Here is a 20,528-nt window from a genome sequence, read left to right as displayed (position 1 = left end):
CCCCTACCCCTTATAAATTAATCATTAATCCCTACTGATGAGTGGCCAAAGCCCAATGAGTAATTTCCTTAGGAGTTTAATTAGTAGGGGTGATCAGGATGGTCGGTCGGGTGTTCAGCCTGTCGTTGATTCCTTGCCAGCTCCTCCGCCGGGTCCTCAGGGTCAGCCCTTGCCCTTCCCAATGCCTGGTCAGGCTATTCTTGAGTCTGTTCTTGCTGAGATTGATAGGTTGTCGAGTATTGAGAGGGCTATCATAGTGACTAGGCTGCTTAATAGTGATGAGCCGCTCAGGGGCGTGAATCCCGAGGATTGGGTTAGATTGATTGAGGAGAGGGTGGGCAAGGCGTATGGGGATGCCTTCAGGAGGTGGCTTAGGGCTAGGTGTGGCTGCGGTGTTGGTGAAGGGCAATGAGGCTGCTTAGGAGGGATGGGTTGAGGAGCCTGGAGAGGGAGATTGTGGAGTTGGGGAGGGTGAAACTCAGGATGGCTAGGGTTAAGTCGATAATCAGCGATAACAGGGAGTTGGCGAGATTCGTTAATTCCTGGTCCCTGAGGTGCGCAGAGCCCCTTAGGGATTACTGCCGCTCAGTCCTTTCGAGGCTCGTTAATTACTTCACCCCCGAGTCAATCAATGAATTACTCAGTGAGGTTTTGGCTAGGGGCTTGAGCGTTGAGGCTGTGTTGATACTACTCTCCCAGTGCGACCTACTGCAATGCGGTGATTACGCGGTTAGGGAGTACGTGGAGACTGGGAGGGTTGATGTTAACCAACTCATGGGCATACTGCAGGGTGAGGGTGTTAGGATAAGCCCGGAGGACCTTAAGGCTGTCATAAACGGCGATTACAGGGTTAATCAGGCTAGGAGTAATAGGTTGTCCTGGTTGCCTAGGTTCATTAGGCCTCACCGTTGACCAGCCCCTTTTAAGGGCTGTTGGCGATCAAATTGATGCCTGAGATAGACCCAAGGATCTACCTGGCAATCCTAATTGGAGTCATTGTAATGGGCATTGTCTACAGGCCACTTATCCTACTCCTACCACTGGCAATGCTTTACCGGGACTTTAGGGAGTGGCTGGTGGAGTCAATCCTCACGCTGATCTACCCAGGCTTAGCGCCTAGGCTGGTTCTCGGTGAGGACTACGTGTATGATGCGAGGGGCAGGTTGATGCATGTCTTTTACAGTGCCGAGCCCATGTTTGACATAAGCCGATTGACCGGTGCTCAATACGTTGGTTTGTTCGATGAGTTGATTAGGCGATTAAACCTAGGCACCAATGAGGCTATTGCATTCATTAGGCTTGGTGGTGAAAAGTTCATTAGGCTTTCGAGGGTTGTTAGGGGCGAGGACGAGCTCCAGGACTTCATGAACTGGCTAACCGCCAGGGAGAACCTACTCAGGCAGTACTTCGTGCTTAGGCAGTTGGGTGGTGAGGAGCTTAGGAGGTTGGTTGGATTCCCAACAACGCCGAGCAAGGCTAGGCTCATTACCGCGTTGGTAACACTACTTCTTGCCTCATACCTATTATTCAGGGTTTATGGATTAATCACTATCGCCGCAATCGCGGCAATCACTGTTAAAAGCCTAGGCAATTACTCCGTGATCAGAGGTGGCCAATTTAGCGTTCTGAGGCGTAGGCTTGCTACCTCGAACAAAATCTACACAATGCCCAGCGATGATGATGTTAGGGCCGTCGCGTCGGCGGTGGCTAATTACCTACAGAACTACGCACTAATCATCTCGGGTAATCCAGAGTTCCGTGCAGTAACCTCGACTAGGGTGGCTAGGGAGTACGAAAAACTCGTTGTCCAGGAGAGGGGTAAGGCACTGCCTGCAGTCAGTAGGTGGCGTGTGGTCCTTGATAGGATAACCCAGAACGCCGAGGAGCCTGTGAGGGTCATGATACTTAGTGATAGGGACCTGCCCGACACGAACATGCGCATGGCTTGGCTTAGGGGACAGCTACCACTCTGGTCAATGCCGACAATCGATGAGTTGAGCCACGACGTAGCCATCGTGCCCATATTCCACGGTGGCAGGTTGATTGCCGAATCCTCGAGGGCTAGGGTTAGGCTTGGTAGGGATAGGGAGGGAAGTGAGTTGGAGATAGACCTCGATGCGTTGCCCAGTGGTCACATGCTCGTTGTTGGTCCAACGGGTATGGGTAAGACCTGGACAGTATCAACAATCCTACACAGGTTGATGAATAGTGGTATTAAGGCGCTCATCCTGGACCCGCACGGTGAGTACCTGAGGATACAGGGCATTGAGCCCATTGACGTGACTAGGAAATTCATTAATTTCTTCGAGCTTGACGGCTTAACTGATGTTGAGAGGGTTCATAGGCTCATTACCGAATTCTCAATACTCGGCATTGACGCCAAGCCAATGCTGCCGGACTTGAGGTTGATATACTCAAATGGCATTTACAGGGACTTCTTCAAGGCAATGGAGTTCCTAAGGGCAGCCACTGACGATGACTCGGTGGCCCTAGCCCTCGACCGATTAATGAGCCACCTCAGGGGCGCCGAGGTGGTGCCGGTCAGTGAGTTACTAAACAATAAGGCCCTATTGTTCGGCTCGGTTAGGGCTTCGCCGGACGTGATGGCTTTCATGATGGGTGTGGTGGCTGACCACGTCTACAGCCACGTGATGAGTATGAGCATAGGTGAGCAACTACGGCAGTTGCTCATCATAGACGAGGCTTATTACCTACTAAACTCACCACTAGCCGAGCTACTGGTTAGGGGTGTTAGGAAGTTCGGCCTCGGCACGGTGTTCATAACCCAGACACTAACTGGCATAGGGAGTGACGTGCTTCAGAACATACCCCTAATCATCGTGTTAGGAGGGAACGACGCATACGTAGCCTCAGTAAGCCAAGCCCTCCAGTTGACCAGTGAGGACATGAAGTGGTTGGTAACGGCACTGCCACCGCACATGCAGGGCTTAACCACAAAGGCACTCATAATAACGGAGCCAATAAAGAGGCTGGGCATCATCGAACTAGAACCAAGAATCAAGGAAGCACAACAATGAAGGGTTCAGGGCATGAAACCAAGAACCCAAGGCAGGGCAAAATTCACGGCACCATGCACAGCCCATGGAGTGTTTTTCACCAAGCCACACACGACCCAAAACCACACCGCGTGTATGGTCCCATGCACACCCACCAATTCACAATGCATAAAACACCATTGGAACAGGCTCGGTTAGGCGGAGTAGAAATTCCGTGGGAACAACAATTCAATTCCACTTAAACACCGTGAAAACAAGCACGAGCCACAGCAATTAAGAGCAGAAAGACGTTCCAACGGCACCAAAACACCAAGAAGAAAAACTTAAAAAGACCTAAATAAACAAACGCACCGGAAGATTTCAATAGAATATTGAAAGACGATGCCATTATGCGCTGATAAAAACATTAGCAATGCTTTCCCTGGAAGATTTCAATAGAATATTGAAAGGCTTGGTAGCCGGCGACCATGACCGTGCCGTTGTACGTCCCCGGGAAGATTTCAATAGAATATTGAAAGGTGATAACCCTCAAGCCAACACTCGAGGCAAGCCTCCAGTCACGAAGATTTCAATAGAATATTGAAAGCTTGAGCGTTTCTGCCACACACCTGCATCGTTCATCTCCGCAGAAGATTTCAATAGAATATTGAAAGCCCTTTGTAATAATGCCTCACTCGCCCTTACTATTCTATATCCTTGTGAAGATTTCAATAGAATATTGAAAGGTCTCCATTAAATGCATCTTCCCCGACTTTATAGCACACAATTTGGAAGATTTCAATAGAATATTGAAAGTACTTCCTTCCCTTGAACAGCCTGATTTGTAGTCCATCCTCAGAAGATTTCAATAGAATATTGAAAGATCCTCATGATGCCAAAGTTGAAAAGGGCAATGATATGGAACGGAAGATTTCAATAGAATATTGAAAGTATTATATCGCCAGGCATTGACTCATACCTCACCTCAATCAGGGAGAAGATTTCATATAGAATATTGAAAGGTACATTTCCGCCATAGAGTCCCACACCCATACGGTTATGTAGCGAAGATTTCAATAGAATATTGAAAGTTAGAGCCCAGCCTGGAGTCTTGATTCGGCGAATGAGGATAGGTATGAAGATTTCAATGGAATATTGGAGGGTTTGTTTCTTGTCTGTGGTTTCCCTTCATTGGTTGCCTTATTAATTGCCTTGCCTCATTAATTGATGGATCCACTCGGCTACGCATTACTTATTGAGGGCTTGGTGGTAATGATTTACGGGGTGGTTAGGGGTGGTGTTGGGGTTAGGAGGTTCATTGCTGCCGGCACTGCCTTAATCCTAGCCTATGCACTACCCACATTACTCGGCATTGCACCCCCCGGCTCACCGACATACTTAATCCTCTACCGTGAGGTGGAGGGCTTGGTTGGTGATTGGTCCCTGGTCTACTACTCGAGTGCCTACGCAGGCCTTGCCTGGGCTGTGGGCATGACGGTACTCAATGTGGTAGCAGTAATAAGCACCCTCGGCATTGGTGCAATCCCGCTTCAGGGGTTCACGGTGATCCAGGGCCTTGGCTTCATCATCGACCCAATCGCCGACGTAATCTTTGCAGTGATGCATGTCGCCCAGGTTATGACGGCTGTGCTACACACCATCGCCTACCTGGCCTGGTTCAGCTACGCAATCGCCCCATTGGTCATCGGCATCGCCGCGGCCTTGATGGTCATGGATAGGACTAGGGCGGCTGGCGCGGCTTTGTTCATCGTCACCTTAACCATACTCTTCATAACAACGATCGCGGCTAAAGACGCGATGATTGCCTCGAAAAATCAATTAATGAATGAGACCACGGCCCTAATGAATTGGCTCACCCAAAACGCACCTAACGCCGTGGTCAGGGGCTTCTTGATCCTAGGCAGCCCGTACCCGTACTTGGTCGGTGGGGTGCTCTATGGGGTGAATTACACGGTCATTGGCAGGTCTGTGGCACTCACTGAGTACCCAGTGAGTGGCTTCACCGCATTCACTGGGTCTGTGACTCCAATTAATGCCTTCGGCACTCCGGAGATAACCAACACAACATTCCTGTGGTTACTGGTAAACCCAGGCCATGACTGCCTACTCCTAACCTACGCAGGCAACCAAAGCACTGCGGAGCCATGCGACTCAGCGGCTTACCTAAGCAGTAACGCCACCTACGCGGAGGTCATTGAGTTCGGCAACCCACCATTCAACGTAGTAACTGCAACGCTAAACGGCTCAACCCTCTACACCGGCGCCTGGCAGTGGCTTGATTCGCCAAGCAAGTACTCAGTGCTTAATGGGAATAACACCGCAGCCATAAACTTCACAATCAACGTACCACCAATGCGGTGCATAAACGTGACGAACCCAAGGACAGGCGTGACGCATGGGGAGTGCTTTCCAGGGGTGGCGTCTGCAACGCTTTGGTACTTCGCGGGCGATGCGTTAATCAACGTGCCAACCAGGGTCGGAAACTCAACGACATGCCAATACTCGGTGCTGAACAGCACACTCTACAGAACGGTGAGCATCAACGATGAGGAGAGTGAGCTAAGGGACCTAGTCAGTAAGATCAATGAGGAGGTAACCATCGGCAGGGAGATCACGGGAATGGGTAGGAACCTCAGCCTGGCACTTCCAAACCCGGAGCCGGTTGGGTATAGCCAGGTGGAGATCACGGTAACATGTATCAATCACTCCAATGAGACGGTGACGGTGCCGGGGGTAATAACGATAATCGGCAACATAAACAACCCATGGTTCGGCACGGACCCAATAGGCTTGACGCCGAGCACCACCTGGGTCATAAACTCCATGGTGGTTGGCTCCCAAAGACTACTCACCGGCTGGTCATACTTCAACGGCTTGCTACTCGGTGTCGGCTACTTCATACCCAAGTGGCTCGCTGAAGCCGTCGCAATACTCGGCTTATTGGATGCGGCAATGTGGATCGCCAACCTCCCAACACCACTAAGCCCAGCATGGTCGGTACTGAGCAACGTGGTCATGGACCTATCCCTAATACTCTACCTAAGGGTTGCTGGCGTTAGCAGAGTCCTTGGTAGGCTTTTTAGGAGGGTTAGGTCGTCAGTGGCTTCGAGGGTTAGGGGGCTTAGGGAGGGCGTCGCATTGAGGATGCGTAGAGGTGGGAGGCTTGGTGGGGTTGTTGGGCCGTTGATGGTTATACACCATGAATTCGCTAAGGCGGTCAGTGCGTTGAGGGGTTCTAGGCCTAACCACCCAGCCTGGCGTAGGCTGAGCCGCCACCTACCGAGCCCCTGGGACCCAAGCCCACTGGCTAGGCCGGTGAGTGCCGCGATGGAGGATGTGGAGAGCATGCTTAGGGGTAAGGCGGTGGTTTATGGGCAGCGGCATAGGCGTGCCTTGGCTGGGCTGGCCAGGGTTGGCGCGGGTGTGGCTTCGTTTGTTGGGGAGTACCCAATATGGAGGGAGGCTGGGATGAGGGGTAGGCTTCATGAGGTTGTTGGGCTTAGGTTTAGGGGTGGTGCCGTACTGGATAGGAGGGTTTACAGCCGCGGTGGTGGGGCTGGGGATGACCTGCCGGCCCACCTGGTGACTAGGGCTGTTGCCAGGAGGATTGGCATCAAGAGGGCTGTGGAGGACGCCTTTGCATCCTTGAGTATGCCAAGGCCCTTTGAGGTTAAGGCTGTCAAAGACCCGAGGCTTAGGGGTTTGATGGAGTCTTTAGTTAGTAAGTACTGGCTTGGTGGGGGTAAGGGCTTGGTCGTTAAGAACTCAAGGCTTGACTCGGCTAGGTTGTTGGCCATCGCCCTAACTCCGTACGTTAGGGAGCTCCACGGCAAGGCATTAACTGGCATTAGGAGGCTTAGTGAGGTTAAGGGTGTGATCAATGCCCTAATTAACGGTGAACTCCATAGGCTTGTTGAGCTAAGCCAATTAATGGGTGTTGAGCATGGTAGGGCCAGGGAGCTCCTAGACAAAGCCCTGGGCAACAGGGCTAGGGAGTTAATGTCCAAGCACATGAGGGATAGGCAGGTTAGGGAGTTAGCCAGGGGCGATGTTAAGCTAATCATTGACGCCCTCCATAACCTTAGGGGTGGCGTGGCCCTAAGCCGTGACGTCCTCAAGCCACTCCTTGAGGCGTTTAGGGATGATGCCAAGGCAATTGAGGTGATTAATAGCTGGTGGGTTAGGCACACCGAGCGCATTAACAAGGCGTTGAGCGGTGGTGCAAGTAGTGAGGATTTGATGATCATTAACAGGCTCAGTGTTAGGGAGCTCACGAAGGCCCTAAGCCCATTCGTTGGGGCTAGGTTCAGGGAGGCCCTTGAGTCGAGGGCTTGGGGGGCCGCCGTTAAGGAGGCCCTACCAATGGCTATTGGTGAGTTCCTCAGGAATGTTAATTATGGAGGGTGGGTTAGGGAGCAGGTCAGGGGGTTTATGGAGTTTGGGAGGTTTATGGGGGAGTATGGTGGGTTGCTTAGGCATGGTGTTGATGCGTTGGTTGGTGATAAGTCATTTAGTGAGGTATTCCCCAGGATTGCCTCGATTGTGAGGAGTGACCTCCTCGTAGACTCCGTCGTTAGGTTGCACCTTGCGGTGACCGCTAGGGATGGTGTGATTAATAGGTTGAGCGTTGGCGGTAGGGCTTCGGTAATAGGCCTAATCGACTACGCGGACTCAATCCGCAAGCAGCCGCTGGTTGCCCTACTGGAGCTACTCAGTGAGTTGGGTGTCGACGTTAACAGGGCCATTGAGTGGCAGTCATTCAGTGAGGAGTATGGTAGGCTTAGGATTGGGCCAGGCGAGCTGAAGGCCTTGGCAAGGGCTTTGAGGGCGCTTCACGAGGATGGGTTTGTTGACATGGAGTCTGTCGAGGGTGTGGCCAGGGACCTCGTAATCAAGGCGTCGATGGCTAAGCCGAACAGTGACGTCTTTAGGGAGTTCCATAAAGACCTGTGGGGTCTCGTCCTGAGTAGCGACCAGGCTAAGCACGTTAGGGGTGGGTTTATTGGAGTGGACTCAATCAGTGATGATGGGCTTAGGCACTTGCTGGCCAGGTACATGCCACCGAGGCTGGCGATTGAAGTGCTGAGTCAGGTAAGGGACTACGCGGTTGGCGAGGCTGAGGTAATGCTGAGGGGCTTGGCGAGTAGGTTGAGTAGTGAGGTTGATGAGCTGAGGGGTAGGCTTAGGGACTTGGAGGCTAAGTTAAGTGATTTAGTGGGTAGTGGGGGTCTTGGTGGGGCTGAGGAGCTGAGTGGGGAGGTTGGTGAGTTGAGGAGGAGGTTGGCGATTTATGGGAGTGCCTTGGGCGCCGTCAACAACGCACTCAACGCCCTCTCCCACACCGGCGCCGTCGACCTCAGGATACAGCTGTTGAGGTCCTCAATAAACGCCCTAAGGGACTCACTGGGCAGGATAATTAATGAGTTTAGGGATGCGGAACTTGGGCTTAAGGTGGTGAACTTGATGGAGGCCGTGGTGGTTGCTGAGGCCCTCATTGATGGCTTGGGGAGGTACGTGGGTGACCAGCCTAATAAGTGATTGAGTAACCTTTAATGATGCTTAGGCTTGTCCTCGGTAGGCTTGATTATGGTGGGATAACGACTGGGGTGACCTTTAGGTTCACCGGGGATGCCAGGGCTCTTAGTGGCGTGCCTGATGCGAGGCTCAATGCCTTGGGTAAGGCCCTAATCAATAGGGTGTTCCGTGAGTTAAACATCAACTGCGACTCGACTCACCTAGAGTCGTTGAGCCAGGTCTTTGAGGACTGTGGATTCGCAATGCCAGCAAGCGTTAAATTCACCAGTGAGTTCAACACGGATGAGCTCAAGGCCATACTCCACTCAGCCCCGATATCGATCATCGAGCCCATCAGTACAATAATTGGCTTGGCCCTTGCATCCTCATTGAGGGTTAATGTGGAGTTCTACTCGGATTTATGGCCTAGGCTCACTGATGCACTGGCTCAGTTAAAGGCCCTGGGCATAGACATTGCGGTGCACTCAAGCGTCTTTGATGTTAATAGGGTGTTCATTTTCGATGAAGTCATTAGGAGGTTGGTTAGGATCCCGAGGATTGACGAGCTTAGGGAGACCACGGAATTCAACAGTAGGGTTGAGGTCATTGGGGTTAGTAGGAGGTTTGTTGAGGTTCCGGCGAGGCAGTTCAGCCTCGCTGAGCCCACCGAGGCTTGGGTCAGCAATGACGTGGTTAATGCCGTCGAGGTCCTAATCAAGGACTTGGGCGGCGTGGCGACGTTGAAGGCGCTGGGGGACTTAGTTGGTCAGGAAGCCGTGATAAAGGCACTGTCGATGGGATATGTGGTTTTCAACCCAAGCGACATGACCGTAAGAGCAACGACAAAGGCACTAACCCTTATAAGGCGGTTAGGCTGGAGTAGTGATGTTCATAAGGAGACAAGGGCGGATTAACCAGCAGGTTGGTCAAGTGGGTTCTGCTGGTCGGGATGACCCGTGCAGGCCGAGCCTTAGGGACATGATTAATGACCCGGCTAGGCACCTATTCCACTTCATGGTCCTTGATGAGACGCATGCACTGATCTTCGGCTCAATTGGGACTGGGAAGACCACGCTCATTAAGAATGCCCTGATGAGCGTGCCCTGCGACTACGCGGTCGTGGTCTTCGACGCCGCCGGCACCTACGAGGGCTACACCGACTACTACGCGCCGTACCCACTAAACCCGCTGGATTACCTGAGTGATATTGAGGCTTTGGATGTGATTGAGGAGGTCCTCACCATGAGGTTCCCGAGACTGCCCTACGTAATGACCCCTGCGATGGAGTACATGTTCATGAGGGCTTACGGCGAATTAACTGGCCAGGCAGACGATCAATTGGGCAATCAACCTATACCGCAGGCCGTTTCCGATAGGGGCAGGGCTGTTGGTGAGGTATCGATTAGTGGGTTGATTAAGCACCTCAATGACTTGGTCAGTGGCGGTGCCTTGGCTAGGGAGGACGAGGTTAACAGCGCCAGGGGCTTGATTAGGAGGCTCACCTACTTCAACCACTGGCTCTTTGGTAGGACCCACCCACTGATTAATCGCTTAATCAATGGTGGGTTGAGGGGTAAATCCATAGGCATTGACCTAAGCTGGTTCTCGCCGGTCCAGCGTTGGTTCTACGTGCTGTCGCTCCTGGCTATACTGAACTCCATGCAGGCCAGGGACCTGATCCTTGTGATTGATGAGGCCCACCTATACTTCAGGCTTGGTGAGTCGACGTTGACAACCAGTGTCAGGGTTGGTAGGAACTACGGGAGGTACTTCGCCCTAATCACCCAAAGCCCATTCGACATACCCAGGGAGTTCATAAGCATGAATAAGCTATTCATTGAGTTCCCAACACTGTACTTCAACCCCGAGAACATAATCTTCAGGGAGCCTGGCTTCAAGGCCCACTATGGTAGGGACGTGTACTACAATGCAGAGAAGACCTGGAGCGCCATACCACCGGCACACTGGGAGAACCCACTGACCGCCGTCATGCACATACACATAACCAACAGGCAAATGAGGAACGAGCACAGGGAGCCATACAACCTACTAACCGTCGAGGTAGACCCAACAATAAAGCCAAAGACAGGCACAACAACGCTTAGGAAATGCGCCGAGGCTCATGGAGTTAGGCTCGACGTGATTAGGGAGTCTGGCTTCACTGATGCGAAGATGAAGGATAGGCTTGAGGGTGTCTGGGAATGCGTTGGGAGGCCCTAGCCTTCTACATAGAGCCTAGGGAGTTGTTATTCTGCGGTAAGGCCGTGGTTGGCGTTGCTGACGTTGACATGGATGACTGTGCAATTGCCGTAAGTAGCATTAAACATGCAGTCATTAGTGTGGAGGACTTACATGGACTCACAGACTTAATTAGGCAGGGCATTAAACCCTTGACCGCGTACCCAAGCCACTACATGGCACTGGTAACGCACCTCCTGGGGAGAGTTGGGATTCCGAGGTATGCCTTCAAAGTCGTCAACGCCGACCCCCACATAACGCCGTTTAAGGCTGTGGGTGCCGAGGGCATTATTAGGAACATTGCTTACTTACACGGAGTACTAAATATCGTGGCCAGGAATTGGGTGAGGATGGGAAGGCCGAAGGCGTCATATGCAATCCACGCAATGCTGAGGGCCTCGGGCTACAACGCGGATAGGGACCTAGCCAATAGGTATAGAGGGTCAATACCATGCAGGGTCAAGCTCTACTAACCCCGCCTTAAATTCAAATTATTCTATTATTAGTGGAGGTGATGAGCCCCTGACCAAACCACCTGGGCTTGGCCCGGGTGGAGGGTTGGGGGTGATTCAAGGGTGCCCCAGGCCCACCGCAGGCCCGCAGGCATGATTATGAACCAAAGTACGCAGGTATCGCGGTGAGGTTGTTCAAGAAATTTCTGGATGAGGAGCTTGAGAAATATAGGGTGAATATTCGACGTAATGATGGTGGCAAGACGTACAAAATAACCACTGCAAGGGTTAGGCGGTTCATGAGTAGGTATTTGCCGGAAAACATCATTACCAGCGTAATGATTGCACTAAGCCAGTATTTGCCTGCGATACTTTACGAGGAGGGTTACGAAATTGTCCACAAGAGTAAAGGCAAGATGATAATCAGGAAGGTGATTATTGATGGAGGGTGATGAAGAGTTCATGAGGCTTAGGGAGTATGTTGATAGGAGGCTTGGGGAGTTTAGGGAGGAGTTGCTTGATTACCTAGACTCAATGAGGTCCAGGAGCTTGGAGAGTGTTAGGAAAGAGGTTGTTAAGATCCTCGTTAGGGAGATTGAGGATTTGAGGAGGCAGTTGCTTAACGAGGTTGGGTCGGGCAGTATTAATGACGTCGTTAGGAGGCTTGATGAGCTTGGCGAGGAAATCAACGAGCTTAGGCGGTTGATTAGTAGTCAATCTAATCAACCCAGCGTCGTTGATGTTGTTAGGCGTGAGGTCGGGGCTGTTGAGGCTAGGCTTAGGTGGTTGATCATTGACAAGATCAATGAGGTTGAGGCTAGGCGTAGGAGGGAGGGCGCCAGGAGGGCTGTGCTACTCCTCCTCGGCGTTGCGGTTGGCATTGCGGTGGTTGTTGCCGTGGCCTCTGAACTGGCCCCGTGGCTCATACCACTGATCATAATCGCAGCCCTGGCACTGGTGAGGAGGTGATTGTATGGCTAACCTGAGGAGTGATCAATTGGATGTGGCGAATAAATTACTGGCTCTACTTAGGGAGAGGGGTATTGTTGGTCTTCAAGCCCCAACCGGTTGGGGTAAGAGCTACGTGGCATCATACGTAATAAGGCAGTTGGGCGGTAAGTGGGTCTGGGCATCAAGCCTAATCAACGCCCTGGCCCAGGCGAGTAGGGCCTTGGGTGAGTTCGGCGTTAGGCACTTCCTATCGACTGGTAGGGAGAGGCTTTGTACCAGGGGCTTTAGGCACAGTGACTTTGTTGTTAGGAGGCCCTGTGGGTTCTGCCAACTCAATAAGCCGGTTCCCCTGGTCAAGGCGTTAATCAACGCCTCGGACTACGCCGAGGTTAGGGATTTGGCTGAGCAGGGCCGGTTATGCCCGTACAACGTCCAGGAGGCGCTGATCAGGGAGTTACTGGGTAGGTATGATGACATCGTCGTGCTTATGAACTACAGCAGGCTGGGGAAGTACGCTGGGAAAGTAGGCGGTGTAATCATTGATGAAGCGCATAATGCAGTTATTCCAAAGCTCGTCAGCCTTTCCAGGAGGGGTGTTGAGCTACTCCTCGGTAGGCTTGGGGTTGAGGACTTGGATGTTAGGAGCGCGGAGCTTGTTAGGGGTGTTTTGAGTGAGCTCTTACCTGCAATGGCGATGGATGGTGAGGTCAATGAAATAGTTAGTATGGATGACCTGGTGGCATTCATTGAGTCATCAATTACATACTACGACCAGGACAGCGACGCACTGGTGGGTGTTAGGTTTGAGGGGTTGGAGTTGCCGAGCAATAAGAGGGTGCTCTTGATGTCGGCAACCCTACCACCATCAATACTAACCTCAATACCTGTTGTTAGGGTAGAGCCTAGCCAATTAGTTAGGGCTAGGTTAGGGAGTGTGGTCATGACCACAGAGAATGTAGAGAGACTTAAGAGTGAAGTCGCTAGGCAAGTCAATGACTTGTTGAGTGATGGTGCTTTGACGGTGATTTTCACTACGAGTAGTAAGGAGGTCTTGATCGAGAATGCGGTTTATGAGGATGAGGTTAGGAGGGAGGATGTATGCAGGAGGAACCTCGTCCTGAGGTTCTTCGGTAGGTTCGCCGAGGGTGTTAGGCTCAACTGCTATAGGAGGGCCGTACTCCTCACACTCCCCCTACTACCAAGCAATGTAATGAGGAGGCTTGAGGCGAGGGGCTTAAGGAGCACCGACCTAGTGGTCATGAAGACCGTACAGGCAATAGGCAGGTTAATGCCCAATGAGGTTATCGACGTCGTGCTATTCGACAGGAGGTTTAGGCGGTACTGCGCTGAATTAACGAACTACGGAATCCAATGCACCAAGCAACAAAACCCGGGCTAACCCGCCCCAACCAACTGGGTGGGGTTGGCTTGGGGTGGGGATGAAGCCCGGGGGCTTGATGATGGGGCACAAGCTGTCGTTGATGAGCGGCTTCGCAGCTGTTTCCCGGGCCGACCCACCCCGGCCCCTAGGGCTCAGTTGGTTTGGGGCTTAATAAATGCATCGCCGCCAAGCCCGGGTTGACCACCCCCCGGCCTGGCCTTGGGTGGGGGCTGGGTTGGGGGTGGGTTAGCCCGGGCCTGATGTTCACGGCACGAGCAGAACTCTGAAGAAGAGACGACGTGCTGACCCGGGCGGACCACCCCCGCCCAGCCACTGACTAAGGCTTGGCCGGGGTTAATAAAGGCATCGCCCCAAGCGCTAAGGCCGCCTTATTAACTCAGCCACCCAGTTGATTAAAGGCAATGAGTCCCCAACCAAACCACCCGGGAACAGCCCGGGCGGAGGGTTGGGGATGATCCACCGCGGCCGCCCCCGTGGGTAGTGCGTGGATGGTGGTGATGTTGTTGGTTGTGTCTGTAGTAAGTACGGTAATGGTGATGAGTATGGTTAATGCTTGGAATGAGAGTGTTAGGCTTGCAAGCATATTGCTTAAGCGTTTGAGGGATTATGATGAAAAAAGCGTTAAGCGGTATTTCACGAAGGATTGCCTTAGGTACGACCTAGCTGATCGGCATTATGATAAGAGGATTAAGCGGTGTTTACGCACGTGGTATTTCCGCGCATTAATAACAATTGCGTCTCTTTTACATCCGCTGGTTAAGGCTTATGGTAAGAAAATTGCTGAGTCAGCGATTAAGGAGGTCGACCTATCAAGGATAGACGTTAGGGAGAGCTTAATCAAGGATTTAAGTAATGCAGTATATGATGCGGTGATTGGCTATGTCATGAATAACGTTAGGAGGATATCGTCAATAAGCAATGATGTGGTGATTAGTAAATTAATTAACTCAGGTATTGGCGACTTACTGGCCCAGATTACTAGGATTGAGTTACTACTGAAGAATTGTAGTAAGGAGGGTAAGGTGATTTACGAGGGCGAAGAATTAGACTGCACTGACCTGCTACTCTACAACATGGAACTTAGTCAAATCCTCGCAGAACTGCAACGATTGGCTCGTAAGTACGACATAAGCATTGAACTAACAAAGCACCCATGGTGGCTTTGGCTTTAACCACTCAAACCCCTGCCCATCCTCCCACCCCCTCCTCCCCCATTCTCCCTTGCGGGCCGGTGGCTCCCCTTGTAGGGGGGCTCCCGGCGTGTGTGGGGGGCTGTGGGGGCTTGGGATCTCCATGAGCCCCGGGAGTCCGAAGGCTGGGGGTGCCGCCCGTGGGATGGCGATGGGGGCTTGGGATCACCAAGAGCCAAACCCACAGGGCCGGCGGGAGGGATGGAGAGGATGGGCAGGGGAAAGCAATAATATTTAGCAAATCCAAGGCTAAAAAGAATAAAATGCAACTCATAAATGGAATAAGTGATATAATGTTTTACTAATACGCGAAACAAGTTATTAATGAATTGTCCAACACCCTAGCAAAATAATACACAAAACCCAGGGAATTACTAAACAAATGCTTGATTGTTTTATCGAATGCCGTGGAGCAATGGGTATTTAAGGGTGTGACGATAGGAGGTAGTGGGCCCCGTGGGGGTGGGGCCGATCACCTGGGGTCCTACGCCCCGTGGGGTCTACCCCACGGGGCGCCTACCCATCCTGGCTTGTTTTCTTCCTTCCTACCCCTCTTTGTCTCTCCGTACTTTGGCTCACGGCTAGGTGGGTGGTATGGCCCCGTGGGGTTATAGTCCCGACACCCTGGGTGGCCGACAGGGGCTGAGTCGGTCCCGTGTAGGCCTACCAGGCACTGTCGGGACGAAAGCCCTGCGGGGCGTAGGACCCCAGGTGGTCGGGATGACGACTAGACCTCAATCCAATGAGCCCCCCGCCCAGGGGGCCGCCCCATGGGACCCAACCCCCAGTCCCGTGGGCCTGGGTGGGGGTCAAAACCAGCCATCCTCCACCGCCCCCGCGGCCGGGGCGGTTAGGGACACAGCGAGTGGGGGTGTTGAGACACCTAAGCAGCGTGAAATCGATAATAACGTAGGCGGGGCGGCAATGGGCCTGGGGCCCCTTGACATTAAATTGAAGAGAAATAGCTTCTATTTTGGTATTAAACACGGTAGAAAATATATTTGTGGTAATACAGTTAACGATTCAGATATAATTAATCGGTATGTTAGCCTGCTGGCTGAGGCTATTGATAGAATGTTTAAGTGGCGTATTTGGGAGCCGTGGTGGATTGATATATATAAGATGGAGTGGCAAGCGAAGAAGAGGAATGTTTATGAGAGACTAAGGGGCGTATATAATGATGATGTCGTTAACGGCATTCTTAACGTGTTTGATGAGTTCATTAGTTATATTGATAGGTTCAGGGAGTACTGGATTGAGAATGGTATTGAGGTTAAGGAGATCATTGATAATTTAGTAGGTGGTAAGGCAGAGGTTGTTATTTGGGAGAATATGTCTGGATTAAGTGTTTATGGTAAGAATATACTGCTTAATGTAAGTAAGACCGAGGGGGTAGTGCTTCATTTAGTGTTGAAGGACCTTGAAGGCATGACAATAGAAATACCCAATATTTTCATGAGAGTAATGAGTAAAGATGAGTATGAGAAGTTCATTAGAGAATTACTTATACCATTAAAAGTGGGATTCGCAGAGACGGATGAGAGCGTGGATGAGAGTAAGCCTGTTATGGGTACAAGTAAGCCTTGGCAAGCCGTGTTATGGTCGTTGATATATTATGGCAGGGTACACATGCATATACATTCTGTTAATGTGAATAAGTATGATGTAACAGTAACATGGCACTTAAGGTCACTTGATCATAAATCGCTTAAAGGCTTCTTAAAGGACACTGAAAAGCTTAGTAAGCTCAGCAGGGAGGCGCTACTTGCCATTTTGTTTACCGCCGTACTTGGTGATGGAAGCGCTTTTATTGCTGATAATGGTCACTATGCTAAACCTGTAATAGAAATAGTTATGTCGTCCGAAAAGTATAAAATGTGGAAGCCATTGCTCGAGAAATTGAAGAGTACTGGATTTTCGTGGAATAAGGTTCCTCGCACTGACAGAAATTCGGTTAATGTGGTATTTAATGGTTCTCATGCTATTAAGCTTGCTAGGGGAATGATTAGTATCCTGCCATCAATAATAAAGGATGTTATTGATGCTTTAGCTGTTAAGACATGGATAAATATAAAGCAGATAGCAGAGTTTGAACCAAAGTTTAGAAAAGGTATGCAGATTATTGTTATTGCTGATCATGCATTTAGCGTAACGATTAAGGAGGGTACAGTTGAACTACGACACCACGCCAAAGATGAGAAGGAGGTTAAGGAAATTCTTGAGAAGTTGAAGAGTATTTATGGCGATGAGTTTGTCAGCCAAATAAACGTTTATCCTGAGAAAGGTGGTAAGTATTTGACGATCGTAGTACCAATGCGCCTAATTGAGAGATATGACGATATTAGAGTGCAAGTAATTAGAGTATTATGTCAGAAACTTAGGATGATAAAGAGTGAAAGGAAGGAGCAAATAATCGTTAAGCATCTCACGAGACTCACGCTACCCATAAAGGGGGGCGGCCGCGGCAATTAGCATGCCCCCTCACGTATCCCTGGTGTGATGTTAGGAGTGTACAGACTGAGAATGCTACGATAATACTGGAGTCGACGGAGGATGTGGTGCCCATGATTTACCTGGCCCAGTGGACGCCGGGCCTGTCCTCATTGTTGATAGTGATTGGGCTTGGTCTTTCCGTGTCTAGGCTTAGGGGTGTTGGTTCGTTGTTTGTTGCCGTGGGTCTTGGCCTCTACGTGGTTGTGGTGGGTGGTGCTGCCGTAATAGCTTCGCAGCCCTTCTATGGCGCCATGATTAGTGATAAGGTCATACAGTCGATAATTAACCCTAGGAGCTTTGAGACTACCTGGTGTCAGAACGTGGGTCTTAGCGTTAGTGGCTTTGGCGATGTGCTTAGTGCCTACAATAGGCTTGCTGTGTATATTGCGCAGGCGGATGTCATAGTCATTATCCTCTATGCTATGCTCTTTGCTGTAATTTACGCCATTAGGTCTGCGTTGTCGTGACCATGCATGTTGGGTCTGACTCTCGTTGTAGTTGTGATGGTTGGTTCATTATTGGTTAGGGCGCTTAATGCCGTGATTAGGGGTAGGGAGTTTAGGGTTGATGTTGAGGACCTTGTTTGGTATGCCATAGCCCTTGCCCTGGTCACTAATTTCTACGGCTTAATACCCAGTAGCCTATACTCAACCAACACTGCGATAAATACAATCGATGGGTTGTTGAGTGCTTACAATGGCTTGATAGGCTCATTGGGTATGGCTGACGCAGTCCTTTCGGTGGTCGTTAACGTGGGTCTACCCATAGCCGAGGCCGCAATGTATGTAGTCACTGGGTCGGGCCTCGGCTCGATCATTCTCGTCATCGATGTCATTGAGCACCTAGTAACTCTGGTAATTAATTATGTTGTTCGTGTCCTCTCAACACTTGTTGCTGCGTTGTGGCTCACTAAGTATGCCGTGCTCATCGGCGGAGTGCTTAGGCTGTTCATGCCGTACATGGCACCCCTCCTTGTTATACCTAGGGTTAGGAGTACGGTGGCTATCCCAGTCGCGATTTACCTAATCCTTGGCGTTGCGCTACCCCTGGGTATAAACACCACGTATTCATCACCGGTAATAAGTATGCCTAGCACGATGAGTGTTGTCCCGACTAACGTGGGTTTCATAAATATTGAGGTGGTTGATGAGTTGGGTAGGTCAGTACCGTCGGTCCTGTGCATTAATGGCTATGGTTTTACATACAGCGAGGTTGTTGGTCTACCCAATGGTGTGGGTTTAATAGCCCTACCAATTTACACGTTGAGGATACAACCAATACTTTACAAGGTTAATTGCGTGGTGGCCCTATTCATGAGGTTTAACGTGAATTACCTAATAGCCATAAGCCCTGGGTTTAATAATAGGACTGTGTTCATTAGGTTACCGTTAATCGCAGTATTTAATGGCGACTCATTAGTGGCCTTATTCAATTATGAGTGGAATGGCATTGGTAATGCTGGGGTTAACGTGAATGATGGTTACGCAGTCATAAACGTAACAACGCCCTGTAGTGGTAATATTACGGTAATTGCATACGCATCGCAGGTGCTAGTAAGGCCCATTAATCCCATAGGGGGTAACTGCTCAATAACGTACTCAACGGTACAGGGCACGCCAACAAACATAGTCCCACAGTCCTGGATCAACAGCATTATTAGAAACCACGAACTCTTTTGCCAAGACCTTGAGCAGGTGCTTAACCCATCAATTATTTACCAGGGAACCACCGTGCCACAGCAGGTGGTTAGTGCGATACTTGGCATAGTTAATGAGTCATGCGGTGGCTTGGGTAATTACACAAGTGCAATTAATGAGTTAAGGAGTTTTAGGGTTACGGCGTCCCTCACGTGCCGCGGCACTTGTAATGAGACGGTGATTAGTATTGTGATTATTGGTATTAAGCCGTATAGGCTTAATTACTATGCGTTGTGGAATGGCTCATACATTACCTGGCTTAATGACTCACTAATGATAATTAAAAACGCTGAGTTAAATCCATTTAATTTAGGCACGTTAATAGGGCTGCTGATAAACACGACATACTATTCAGCACTATTTCTGGGCATTATTGGTTTAGCGGCCATGACCCCAAGGATCAGGCGTTGGCTTGATTTAATGAGTATTGTTAAGATAAGGCCCAATGTGCACTATGAGGATGTGATTGCCGTTGTGAGTCCATTAATATCTAAGGGCGTTAAGGGCCGCGTTAAGCAGGGTGATTCCGTAAGGAGGCATGTGAGGTTGAGGAGGGTTCATGAGATTTTAAGGTATAGGTACGTTAGGCATGCATTAAGGGCTGGGTATTGGGCTGTTAGAAATTTACCGAGAATAGCCGTTGCGCCCCATGTATTATTGCCAGCGCTTTACGGCGTATCACTATCTAGGGAATACCTAATGAGGAGGGTATCGACGATTGAGAGGGAGTCATTAAGAACAGCGTTGAGGTCCGTGATTAGTACTGTGCTATCGCCAAGCCTAGTCCTCAGACCCTACTCACTTACAAACCCACTGCTTCGTCAGGGAATTAACGTACTGGGTAAATACGTGGGCTTAAAGGTTAGTGATGCCTCTAGGGCTTACCAATCCCTAAGAAAGCACTTAAACCCAAGTATTGCGTTTTTCCTGGCCCTTAGGTCAGTCATTAGGGGTGTTGATAAGTACGTGGTTAATGCAGTGGATGAGGTTTGGCACTCGCTGAATAGGCCGCTGGATGCATTGGCGATGATTAGTGCTAGGTTTGGTGTGCTTAGGTTGATTGATAGGGAGTTGGCCACGTTAATAGTTGATGAGGCCCTGAGGGAGTTAGTGGGTAGGCGTGGTTCCTTGGTTAATGTTAGGATATTGATTAATGATACCGTGGTTAAGCCTGAGGAGGTAATTAAGGTTGGTGATTACGTCGACGTAGTGGTAGTGACGGATGAGGGGAATGTGGCTGTAAAGGCGTGGGTTGTTAAGGAGCTTCTCCGCGTTGTAGGTTCGATAAGGACTTAAAAGGCGCTTGATATATACTTGCCTAAGTGAGGAGAGAGGAGGTGACTGATAAATTGATGAGTACGGCTTTGCTGATTGGTGGTTTTAATTTGACTATGTTGCTTATCAGGGCAGGTCAGTCTCTTCATTGGTCAGTACTGCAATGAGTCATCACTGGATTAATGAATTGTGTTAAGTGCTCAAAAACACTACTGTTCATTTAAAATAACAAGTTGAAAGAAAATCTCCTTCTAGGAACAGGGCGATCAAACCTAAAACCCGATGGTTAATCATGGCTT

15 protein-coding genes and 1 CRISPR repeat array are annotated in these 20,528 nt (G+C 50.3%); of the genes, 14 read left to right on the top strand and 1 reads right to left on the bottom strand.

What is annotated here, in order from left to right:
* Positions 1-37 precede the first annotated feature (37 nt).
* The 3 genes from VDIS_RS00705 to VDIS_RS00695 are packed head-to-tail and all read left to right on the top strand — an operon-like array spanning position 38 to position 3,038.
* A complete protein-coding gene (locus VDIS_RS00705) occupies positions 38-412 on the top strand; it encodes a hypothetical protein (RefSeq protein WP_148678148.1) in 375 nt (124 codons plus the stop codon).
* Positions 409-912, top strand: a complete 504-nt coding sequence (locus VDIS_RS00700; RefSeq protein WP_013335276.1) for a hypothetical protein — start codon at positions 409-411, stop codon at positions 910-912. Before VDIS_RS00705 ends, VDIS_RS00700 begins: the two co-directional genes overlap by 4 nt.
* Positions 913-947: 35 nt before the next feature.
* A complete protein-coding gene (locus VDIS_RS00695; protein WP_013335275.1) occupies positions 948-3,038 on the top strand; it encodes a helicase HerA domain-containing protein in 2,091 nt (696 codons plus the stop codon).
* 5 nt (positions 3,039-3,043) lie between these two features.
* Here the strand turns inward: VDIS_RS00695 and VDIS_RS12770 are convergent, their stop codons facing one another.
* Positions 3,044-3,187 (bottom strand): hypothetical protein, encoded by a 144-nt coding sequence (locus tag VDIS_RS12770; RefSeq protein ID WP_171804828.1) that lies wholly within the window; start codon positions 3,185-3,187, stop codon positions 3,044-3,046.
* Positions 3,188-3,370: 183 nt separating this feature from the next.
* Positions 3,371-3,947: direct repeats of the CRISPR family, unit length 25 nt; unit sequence GAAGATTTCAATAGAATATTGAAAG.
* Between the two features lie 276 nt (positions 3,948-4,223).
* Here VDIS_RS12770 and VDIS_RS00690 point away from each other — a divergent pair.
* From VDIS_RS00690 to VDIS_RS00640, 11 genes are all read left to right on the top strand, one after another.
* Positions 4,224-8,555 carry a hypothetical protein gene (locus tag VDIS_RS00690; RefSeq protein WP_013335274.1) on the top strand — a complete coding sequence of 1,444 codons (4,332 nt, stop codon included), beginning with the start codon at positions 4,224-4,226 and terminating at the stop codon, positions 8,553-8,555.
* A 17-nt stretch (positions 8,556-8,572) separates the two neighbouring features.
* Positions 8,573-9,445, top strand: a complete 873-nt coding sequence (locus VDIS_RS00685; RefSeq protein ID WP_013335273.1) for a hypothetical protein — start codon at positions 8,573-8,575, stop codon at positions 9,443-9,445.
* Entirely contained in the window at positions 9,417-10,751 is a 1,335-nt protein-coding gene (locus VDIS_RS00680) for a type IV secretion system DNA-binding domain-containing protein (protein ID WP_013335272.1), read from the top strand. Before VDIS_RS00685 ends, VDIS_RS00680 begins: the two co-directional genes overlap by 29 nt.
* On the top strand, positions 10,733-11,242 hold the full coding sequence (locus VDIS_RS00675) for a hypothetical protein (RefSeq protein ID WP_013335271.1): 510 nt from the start codon (positions 10,733-10,735) through the stop codon (positions 11,240-11,242). Before VDIS_RS00680 ends, VDIS_RS00675 begins: the two co-directional genes overlap by 19 nt.
* A 170-nt stretch (positions 11,243-11,412) precedes the next feature.
* Positions 11,413-11,673 (top strand): hypothetical protein, encoded by a 261-nt coding sequence (locus tag VDIS_RS00670; protein WP_148678144.1) that lies wholly within the window; start codon positions 11,413-11,415, stop codon positions 11,671-11,673.
* On the top strand, positions 11,663-12,190 hold the full coding sequence (locus VDIS_RS00665; protein ID WP_013335269.1) for a hypothetical protein: 528 nt from the start codon (positions 11,663-11,665) through the stop codon (positions 12,188-12,190). Before VDIS_RS00670 ends, VDIS_RS00665 begins: the two co-directional genes overlap by 11 nt.
* A gap of 4 nt (positions 12,191-12,194) precedes the next feature.
* Entirely contained in the window at positions 12,195-13,571 is a 1,377-nt protein-coding gene (locus VDIS_RS00660) for an ATP-dependent DNA helicase (RefSeq protein WP_013335268.1), read from the top strand.
* Positions 13,572-14,083: 512 nt separating this feature from the next.
* Positions 14,084-14,746: a hypothetical protein gene (locus VDIS_RS00655; protein ID WP_245522598.1), complete on the top strand. Its 663-nt coding sequence runs from the start codon at positions 14,084-14,086 to the stop codon at positions 14,744-14,746.
* A 738-nt stretch (positions 14,747-15,484) separates the two neighbouring features.
* Positions 15,485-17,236, top strand: coding sequence for a hypothetical protein (locus tag VDIS_RS00650; protein WP_013335266.1), 1,752 nt, complete (start codon positions 15,485-15,487; stop codon positions 17,234-17,236).
* An 86-nt stretch (positions 17,237-17,322) separates the two neighbouring features.
* On the top strand, positions 17,323-17,724 hold the full coding sequence (locus VDIS_RS00645; RefSeq protein WP_148678142.1) for a hypothetical protein: 402 nt from the start codon (positions 17,323-17,325) through the stop codon (positions 17,722-17,724).
* A gap of 6 nt (positions 17,725-17,730) precedes the next feature.
* Positions 17,731-20,250 carry a hypothetical protein gene (locus tag VDIS_RS00640; RefSeq protein WP_013335264.1) on the top strand — a complete coding sequence of 840 codons (2,520 nt, stop codon included), beginning with the start codon at positions 17,731-17,733 and terminating at the stop codon, positions 20,248-20,250.
* Positions 20,251-20,528: the final 278 nt, after the last annotated feature.

Source organism: Vulcanisaeta distributa DSM 14429, assembly GCF_000148385.1.
Lineage (GTDB): Archaea > Thermoproteota > Thermoprotei > Thermoproteales > Thermocladiaceae > Vulcanisaeta > Vulcanisaeta distributa.
This window is presented reverse-complemented; position numbering and strand designations above follow the sequence as displayed.